General features: G+C 73.7%; 9 protein-coding genes. 4 read left to right on the forward strand and 5 right to left on the reverse strand.

Annotation, left to right across the window (positions count from 1 at the left end):
* Positions 1-5: 5 nt before the first annotated feature.
* From pdxA to larE, 5 genes are all read right to left on the reverse strand, one after another.
* On the reverse strand, positions 6-1,001 hold the full coding sequence (gene pdxA / locus AC5L35_RS20575; protein WP_495061279.1) for a 4-hydroxythreonine-4-phosphate dehydrogenase PdxA: 996 nt from the start codon (positions 999-1,001) through the stop codon (positions 6-8).
* Positions 998-2,074, reverse strand: coding sequence for a four-carbon acid sugar kinase family protein (locus AC5L35_RS20580; protein ID WP_495061280.1), 1,077 nt, complete (start codon positions 2,072-2,074; stop codon positions 998-1,000). The genes pdxA and AC5L35_RS20580 overlap by 4 nt, the downstream gene beginning before the upstream one ends.
* 147 nt (positions 2,075-2,221) lie before the next feature.
* Entirely contained in the window at positions 2,222-3,349 is a 1,128-nt protein-coding gene (gene larC / locus AC5L35_RS20585) for a nickel pincer cofactor biosynthesis protein LarC (RefSeq protein WP_495061281.1), read from the reverse strand.
* Positions 3,346-4,011: a nickel pincer cofactor biosynthesis protein LarB gene (gene larB, locus AC5L35_RS20590; protein WP_495061282.1), complete on the reverse strand. Its 666-nt coding sequence runs from the start codon at positions 4,009-4,011 to the stop codon at positions 3,346-3,348. The genes larC and larB overlap by 4 nt, the downstream gene beginning before the upstream one ends.
* On the reverse strand, positions 4,008-4,859 hold the full coding sequence (gene larE, locus AC5L35_RS20595; RefSeq protein ID WP_495061283.1) for an ATP-dependent sacrificial sulfur transferase LarE: 852 nt from the start codon (positions 4,857-4,859) through the stop codon (positions 4,008-4,010). Before larE ends, larB begins: the two co-directional genes overlap by 4 nt.
* 201 nt (positions 4,860-5,060) lie before the next feature.
* On the opposite strand from larE, the gene AC5L35_RS20600 reads away from it, so the two are divergent.
* The 4 genes from AC5L35_RS20600 to AC5L35_RS20615 all read left to right on the forward strand — a co-directional run bounded on the left by AC5L35_RS20600 (position 5,061) and on the right by AC5L35_RS20615 (position 8,004).
* Positions 5,061-5,459, forward strand: coding sequence for an STAS domain-containing protein (locus AC5L35_RS20600; protein WP_495061284.1), 399 nt, complete (start codon positions 5,061-5,063; stop codon positions 5,457-5,459).
* A 65-nt stretch (positions 5,460-5,524) separates the two neighbouring features.
* Positions 5,525-5,965, forward strand: coding sequence for an ATP-binding protein (locus AC5L35_RS20605; protein WP_495061285.1), 441 nt, complete (start codon positions 5,525-5,527; stop codon positions 5,963-5,965).
* On the forward strand, positions 5,962-6,741 hold the full coding sequence (locus tag AC5L35_RS20610; RefSeq protein ID WP_495061286.1) for a SigB/SigF/SigG family RNA polymerase sigma factor: 780 nt from the start codon (positions 5,962-5,964) through the stop codon (positions 6,739-6,741). The genes AC5L35_RS20605 and AC5L35_RS20610 overlap by 4 nt, the downstream gene beginning before the upstream one ends.
* A 39-nt stretch (positions 6,742-6,780) precedes the next feature.
* Positions 6,781-8,004 carry an NAD(P)/FAD-dependent oxidoreductase gene (locus AC5L35_RS20615; RefSeq protein ID WP_495061287.1) on the forward strand — a complete coding sequence of 408 codons (1,224 nt, stop codon included), beginning with the start codon at positions 6,781-6,783 and terminating at the stop codon, positions 8,002-8,004.
* Positions 8,005-8,240 lie beyond the last annotated feature (236 nt).

Genomic DNA, 8,240 nt, shown 5'->3' on the forward strand with positions numbered 1-8,240 from the left:
TCCCCTCATGTGCGGGCGGCGGCGCGCGCCTTCGCCATCGCCGCCCCGACCGTGATGGCCTCGACGAGGCTGTCGGCGCTCGCCCGCCCGGTGCCGGCGATGTCGAAGGCCGTGCCGTGGTCGACGCTCGTGCGCACGATCGGCAGCCCGATCGTGGCGTTCACGCCGGTCTCGAAGCCGAGGACCTTCACGGCGATGTGACCCTGGTCGTGGAACATCGCGATCGCGACGTCGAAGTCGCCCGCGACGGCGCGCCCGAACAGCGTGTCGGCCGGCCACGGGCCGCTGGCGGCGATCCCCTCGGCCTTCGCCTGCTCGATGGCCGGGATGATGACCTGCGCCTCCTCGTCGCCGAACAGGCCGCCCTCGCCTGCGTGCGGGTTGAGGCCCGCGACCCCGACGGACGGCTCGTCGATGCCCATGTCGCGCAGCGCGCGGTCGGCGAGCCGGATCGTGGTCAGCACGCGCTCGGTGGTGACGCGCTCGAGCATCTGCCGGATCCCGACGTGCGTGGTGACGTGCACGACCCGCAGCTTCAGCGCGGTGAGCATCATCGCGAAGTCGGTGGTGCCGGTGAGGTCGGCGAGGATCTCCGTGTGGCCGGGGTAGGGATGCCCGGCGAGCGCGATGGCCTCCTTGTTCAGGGGTGCGGTGACGATGCCGTCGATCTCGCCGGCCAGCGCCAGCGCGACCGCGCGCTCGACACCCTCGAACGCGATCTGGCCCGCCTCGGCGGAGAGCTTCCCCACCGGGACGGCGACGTCGGACGGAACCGCGATCACATCGAGCGTCCCCGGCTCGAAGCGCGCCTCCGACGGGGCGGCCACCGCGTGCAGTGCGGGAGCGTCGGCCACCACGGCGGCGGCCGCGCGCAGTGCCTCGAGGCTCCCGATCGCGAGGAGCCGCACATCGGCGACCCGTGGGTCACCCGCGGCTTTCAGGGCGACTTCGGGTCCGATCCCGGCCGGGTCTCCGACGGTCAGGCCGAGCAGCGGTGTCATGAGCAGTCCTCCAGTGCCTCCGCGGCGCGGCACAGCGCATCGTTCGCACCGAACCCGCCGGATTTGGTGACCGTCGGGATCCGGCGGTCCCCCACCACCATCTCACCCTTCGGAAGGCCCGCCGTCACCTCGGACAACAGGCGCAGTTCACCCGCACCGAGCGCCGTCGCCACGCCGAGAGCGGTGGCGCCCCCGGTGAGGACCAGTCCGGCGGACGGCGCCGCGTCGAGTACGTCCGCCGCAGCTTGTGCCAGGTCGAGGCCCAGTGCCACCGCCTGGGGGCTGTCCGGTTCCACCTCGCCGGCGACCTCGCTGGTCAGCACGACCCGCCTGCCCGCGCGCAGCGCTGTGGCCGCCGTCTCGACCGGCGAGCGCCCCGTGGTGCCGGTCACGACGAGCTCGGCCCCGTCCTCGATGACGCGTGCCGTCTGGGCCCTGGTGACCGCGTGTGGTGTGCCGACCACGAGCAGCACTCCCGCGACCGCGCCACCGCGTCGCGGTCGGCTGCCGGGGTGGCCGAGCAGGGCGGCGAGCGCACGGGACAGCCCGCCCGACCCGACCGCGACGGACCCGTCCTCGACGATCCGGCGCGCGATCTCCGTCAGGTGGTCGTCGTGCTCGGCGTCGGCCACGTGGACCCCGGCCGGGAAGTGGTCCCCGACCCGCTCCACCGTCGTCTCGCCGTGGACCACGAGGGCGCCGCCACGGACCGCGCGGCCCTGGGCGGGAAAGGCGGGGGTGGCTACCGCGCCGCCGCCGCCCCAGGCGTCCAGCGCGACCTCGACGTCGGCCAGCACCCGGCCGCGCAACGTCGAGTCGATCTTGACGAACAACATCCCGGGTCCCCACTCCCGGATCCGGGAGACCGCGGCCCGCATCCGCTCCGCGGCCTCCGAAGCCGGCCGCCAGCGGTTGTCGGTGAGCAGCGCGAGCACCTCGGCGTCCCCCGGCAGGGGCCCGGACAGTGCGACGGAGACGGTCAGCCCCTGTGCGGCGAAGGGTGCCGCGGCGTCGGCGGCACCGGTCAGGTCGTCGGCGACGACGGCCAGTTCGCGGGCGGTGCCGGGAGCCACTCGGGCGATGACCTCCGTCGGTCGGGGACAGCTTCTCCTGCAGACGAGTGCCGAGGAGACGAGGTCGTCCTGCCCGCCTCCGGGCCGGAACATCCTTTCCACGACATTAGGTATGGGCGCTTTCCGATGTCAACGAGACCGCCGTCGCTACCGCGGCCCGGCGTTCCGGGCCCGGCGCGCGACCTCACGCAACGGTAGGCCGAGCGCCGTGGCGGCCGCGGCGACGTCGTCGTGCTCCGGCTTGGCTCCCCACGGCCCGTGCTTGATCCGGACCGGGTGCCCGTCCACGTCCACGGTGCTGGTGCTGCGGGGCAGGGCCAGCCGGTCGACCGTGCTGCGCCGCAGCCCGAGGCTCCCGGTCTCGGCGAGCACGATCCGCTCGCAGCCGGCCGCACGCTCCGGCGTGGTGAGCACGTGGACGGTGTGCGCCGGACGGCCCTTCTTCATCACGATCGGCGAGAGCCACGCGTCCGCGGCGCCCGCGTCGAGCAACTGCCCGACCAGGTGCCCGAGCACCTCGCCGGTGACGTCGTCGACGTTCGTCTCCAGCAGCACCATCGGTACGGCGGCGTCCTCGGCGGCGCCGAGCACGGCCTGCAGGACGTTCGGGCGCTCGGGCGGGTTCCTGGTGCCCGCGCCGTAGCCCACGGCCCGCAGCACCATCGTGGGCACGGGCCCGAACCGCGCTCCCGCAGCGAGGAGCAACGCGGCCCCGGTGGGCGTCACGGTCTCCCCGGTGCCCGCCCCGGTCACCTGCGCACCCGCCGCGGTGAGCAACGCCACCGTGGCGGGCGCCGGGACGGGCAGGACGCCGTGCCGGGTGGAGACCGTGCCGGAGCCCAGGGCGAGCGGTCCACAGTGCACTTCTGTGACGTCGAGCAACTGCAGCGCCGCCGCGACGCCCACCGTGTCGACCACGGTGTCCAGACCGCCGATCTCGTGCAGGTGGACCTCGGCGGGGTCGCTGTCGTGGATGCGCGCCTCCACCTCGGCGACGGCCCGCACGGCCCGTTCGGCCAGCGGTGTCCCGGCCCGCTCCACGTGCGCCAGCAGCGCGGCCGCGCTGCGCTCGGTGGCGGTGTCGGAGACGGTGACCACCGCCCTGGTCGCACCGACGGCCCCGCGCGTCACCCGCTCGGCGTCGAGACTCCAGCCGGCGAGGCCGGTACGCGCCACGGCCTCCCGGATCCCGTCAATCGGGGCACCCAGGTCCAGCAGGGCGCCGAGCAACATGTCACCGGAGATGCCGCTGACGGGGTTGAGCCAGAGGATCACCGGGGGCCAGCCATCCGGTGCGCGGCCACCGCGGCGCCGAACCCGGAGTCGATGTTCACCACGACGAGACCGGGAGCGCACGAGCTGAGCATGGCGAGCAGCGGCGTGACGCCCTCGAGCGTCGCCCCGTACCCCACCGAGGTGGGCACGGCGATCACCGGGCAGCCGACGAGCCCGCCCACCACGCTCGGCAGCGCGCCCTCCATCCCGGCGATGCAGATCACGGCGTCGGCCCCGGCCAGAACCTCGACCTCGGCGAGCAGCCGGTGGATGCCGGCCACGCCGACGTCACGCAGCTCACGCACCTCCAGGCCGACCGCGGCGGCCACCGCCGCCGCCTCGGCCGCCACCGGCGCGTCGGAGGTGCCGGCGGAGACGACCACGACGCGGAAGGGGCGCAGCGGCGCCGGCCGCCACACGAGCAGCCGGGCGGCCGGGTCGTGCTCCCCGCCGGGGACAGCGGCTCCGACGGCCGCAGCGACGTCGTCGGACAGCCTGGTCACCAGCACCGGGCCGGTGTTGGCGGCGAGCAGGGACCGCACGACGCCGATGATCTGCTCGGCCGTCTTGCCGGGGCCGTAGACCACCTCCGGCAGACCGAGCCGCCGCTCGCGGCCCGTGTCGGCCCTGGCGTAGCCCAGATCCTCGAACCCGTCGGTCATCGGCCGGAGGGCATGACGACCGGCTGGGCCGGCATGCCGAGCAGGACGTTCATCCGGCCACTGGCGAACCCCTGCAGGTCGAGCGCGCAGAACTCGAACCCGGCCGTGCGGACGGCCACGTCCAGCTCCACACGCAGCGCAGCGGCGCGCGGCACCTCGTCGGCGGGAACCTCGATCCTCGCCACCGCCCCACCGCCGTGGGCCCGCACCCGGCAGACCGGGAACCCCAGCGCCCGCACCTCGACCTCGGCCCGCTCGATGCGATGCAGCAGCTCAGGCGTCACCGGCTCCCCGTACGCCACCCGCGAGGAGAGGCACGCCGCGGCCGGCTTCTCCGCGGTGACCAGGCCCATGGCCGCGCTCACCCGGCGGACCTCGGCCTTGCCGAACCCGGCGTCGACGAGCGGCGCGACCGCCCCCCGCGCGGTCGCGGCCCGCTGGCCGGGCCGGTGGTCGCCCAGGTCGTCGAGGTTCGTGCCGAGCGCGATGCGCGCCCCGGACAGCGCGGCGAGGGGTGCGAGCGCGTCGAACAGCGCGGACTTGCAGTGGAAGCAACGGTCGCCGGAGTTGGCGACGTACTCGGGACGGTCGAGCTCGTCGGTGTCCACCTCGACGTGCGCCATGCCCCGGCTGCGGGCGAACTCCTTCGCGGCCACGCGCTCCGCGCGGGGCAGGCTGGCCGAGACGGCGGTGACAGCCACGGCCCGTTCCCCCAGCTCCTCGGCCGCCACCGCGGCCACGAGTGCCGAGTCGACCCCTCCCGAGAACGCCACGAGCAGCCGTTGTTCGCTGCGCAGCCGCCCTCGCAGAGCGGCGAGCAGGGCGTCGACCGGTTGCTGCGGATCCATCGCGTCACTGTATGTGCGCATCGTCCGCGCCCACCACCGGACGGTGGAGCTGTGTGCCGCCGTCCCTGGACACGGGGGTAGGGTCGGACACGACGACGCCCCGACCCCAACCGTTCGACGCCGGGGTTCCACCGGAGCTCCGGACGGGTCCTGCCCGATCCGCGCCGGGGCAGCATCCGACCGGCGCCGGAGGTGGAGAACATGCCCGACCCTGCACGACCCGGCTCGGAGGCGACCGCTTCCGACACTGCGGGTGAGTTCCTCGACACCACCATCACGCGGCCTCGCTCCGGCACGGCCGTCCTCGAGGTGGAGGGCGAGGTCGACACCCTCACCGCCCCCCGGTTCTCGTCCGCGGTGGACGAACTGATGAGCAGCCACGAGGCCACGCTCGTCGTCGATCTCAGCGGTGTGACGTTCCTGGCCTCCAGCGGTCTGGCCGTCCTCATCCAGGCGGCGCACCGGGCGGAGGAGCGCAGTGCGAGACTTCGCTTGGTGGTCGCCACCCGAGCCGTGCGGCGGCCGCTGGAGATCACCGGCACCGACCAGCTCTTCGACATGCACGAGAACGTGCACGACGCGACCGGCGGCGACGATTGATCCCCCACAGCCCGGGTAGCAAGATGACCGACGTTCACCGCACGACCGGAAGGAGACCCGGCAGCGTGTCCGACCTGGACGGCCCCTCGCCCGCCGAAACGCTCGACGGGGCTTCGACTGTCGAGGTGCGGACGACGGCCAGCGCCGCGCTGATCCCGACGATCCGCGCCGTCGCCTCCGACCTGGCCGCGCGGGCGGACTTCGACCTCGACGCCATCTCCGACCTGCGGATGGCCGTGGACGAGGCGTGCGCCACGCTCGTCGACGTCGCCGCACCGTCGTCGACACTGCAGTGCACCTTCATGGTGCGCTCCGAGCGCATCGAGGTGCGGGCTGTCGTCCAGGCCGGGCACCCCGATGCCGAGGTCTCCACCGACACGTTCGGCTGGCGCGTGCTGCAGACCCTCGCCGACGATGTCGCCGTGTCCCATGAACCGGGCATCGGCGGAGCGGGGCCGACGGTCGGCATCCGCCTCGACAAGCGCTCCGGCGATCTACCCCGGTGACCAGGGCCGATCCCGAGTACGGCCACCTCGCTCCCCTGCTCGAGCGCTACTCGACGCTGGAGCCGGACCACCCGGACCGCGAGGCGCTGCGCGAGGAGCTGGTGCGGGGATTCCTGCCGGTGGCGCAGCACATCGCCCGCCGTTTCTCCAACCGCGGTGAGCCGCTCGACGACCTCGTGCAGGTGGCGACCGTCGGTCTGATCAACGCCATCGACCGGTACTCCCCGGACCGGGGCAGCGATTTCTTCTCCTTCGCCGTGCCCACGATCAGCGGTGAGGTACGCAGGCACTTCCGGGACCTCGGCTGGTCGATGCGGGTGCCGCGCCGGCTCAAGGACCTCCACGTCTCGATCAACGGCGCGGTGTCGGAGCTGTCACAGAACCTCGGTCGCGCACCGAAGCCCACCGAGATCGCCGAGCTGCTCGGCGTCCCGGTCGCGGACGTGCTGGAAGGGCTGGAGGCCTCCGAGGCCTACCGCAGCTCGTCACTCGACGAGATGCTCTCGTCCGAGCAGGGCAGCGCCACCGTCGGCGAGCTGGTCGGCGAGGCCGATGCCGAGCTGGACCGCGTCGACTTCCGGCAGGCACTGCGTCCCGTGCTGTCCGAGCTCGCCGAACGCGAACGCACCATCGTCCTGCTGCGGTTCTTCGGCAACATGACGCAGACGCAGATCGCCGACCGGGTCGGGATCTCGCAGATGCACGTGTCCCGGTTGCTGGCCCAGACCCTCGACCGACTCCGCACCCGGCTGGACCCCGAGACCCGCGTCAGCTGACGTGTCCGTCGGCATCGTCTTCTGCGGAGGGGGCAGATCATGACCGGTCAACCGGAGCACGTGATGGTCGTCGGGGCGGGCCTCGCCGGCCTGCGCACCGTCGAGCAGCTGCGTTCGGCAGGGTTTCAGGGGCGGGTCAGCCTCGTGGGCGCTGAGCCGCACGCTCCCTACGACCGGCCGCCGCTGTCGAAGCAGATCCTCACCGGCGACTGGGAGCCCGAGCGTATCGTGCTGGCCCAGCTCGACACGCTCGAGGACCTGGGCGTCCGGGTGCACCTGGGGATGGAGGCGGTGGCACTGCGGCCCGGCGACGGCGGCAGCGGCTGGGACCGCGGAGCCCGCGGCCACGAGCTGGAGCTGTCCGACGGCGCCACGCTCCACGGGGACGCCGTGGTGATCGCCACCGGGCTCGCGGCGAGGACGCTGCCGGGCCAGCCCGCCAACGTCTACACCCTGCGGACGCTGGACGACGCGCTCGCCCTGCGCGACACCCTGGCCAGGATCGAGTCGCTGCTCGTGGTGGGCGGCGGGTTCATCGGCGCCGAGGTGGCCACCGCGGCCACGCAGCGCGGGATCGCCGTGACCGTGCTGGAAGGGCTGCCGGTGGTGCTCGCCCGCGCGCTGGGGCCCGACGTCGGGGCGCTCGCCGGGCGGCTGTTCACCGAGGCCGGGGTCGACCTGCTCACCGGCGTGGCGCTCACCGGGTTCACCGAACCGGCCGGTCCGGGCGTCGCGGTGGAACTGGCGGACGGAACGGTCCACTCCGCGGACGCCGCCGTGGTCGGCATCGGCGGGGTGCCGCGGGTCGGCTTGCTGACCGACGCCGGGATCGACCTCTCCAACGGGCTGGCCTGCGGGCCCACCGGGCGGATCCACGGTCTCGACGCGGCGTGGGCCGTGGGCGACGTCGCCGCGTGGGACGACCCGGTGCACGGCGGCGAGCGGTACCGCGACGAGCACTGGACGAGCGCGTCGGACCAGGCGGCCATGGCGGCGCGGGACATCCTGGGTGCTGCTCCCCCGCCTGCGACCGTGCCCTACTTCTGGTCCGACCAGTTCGGCCTCAAGATCCAGCTCCTCGGCCGCCCCGAGCTCGCCGACGCCGTCGTACAGCTGCACGGCACGGGCTTCGACGGCGGTCCGGTGCGGGGCACCGTGGCCGGCTACTTCGACGGCGACCGGCTGATGGCGGTGGTCGGCTTCGGGGCGGCCCGGATCGTCACCCGCTACCGCATGCAGGTGGCCGAGGCCGCGGTCGTCTAGGGGGTGTCCCGTGGAGCTTGGTCGATGAGAGCCGTGATCCAGGTGGTTCCTGGCGGCGCCGCTGGATCGCCCTCATACCGGGCGTATTCGGGCGGTTCGGCGGTGTCGCCAGGGGCCGCCTGGGCACGGCTATCGCGAGTGAAGATCCGCGGGACACCCCCTAGGGAGTGTCTGACGGATCTTGGCTCGGGTTCGGGTGAGGATGCGGTCATGGGTGGTCGTCACGTGTTGTCCGA

This window comes from Pseudonocardia sp. OZ21 (genome assembly GCF_059359135.1).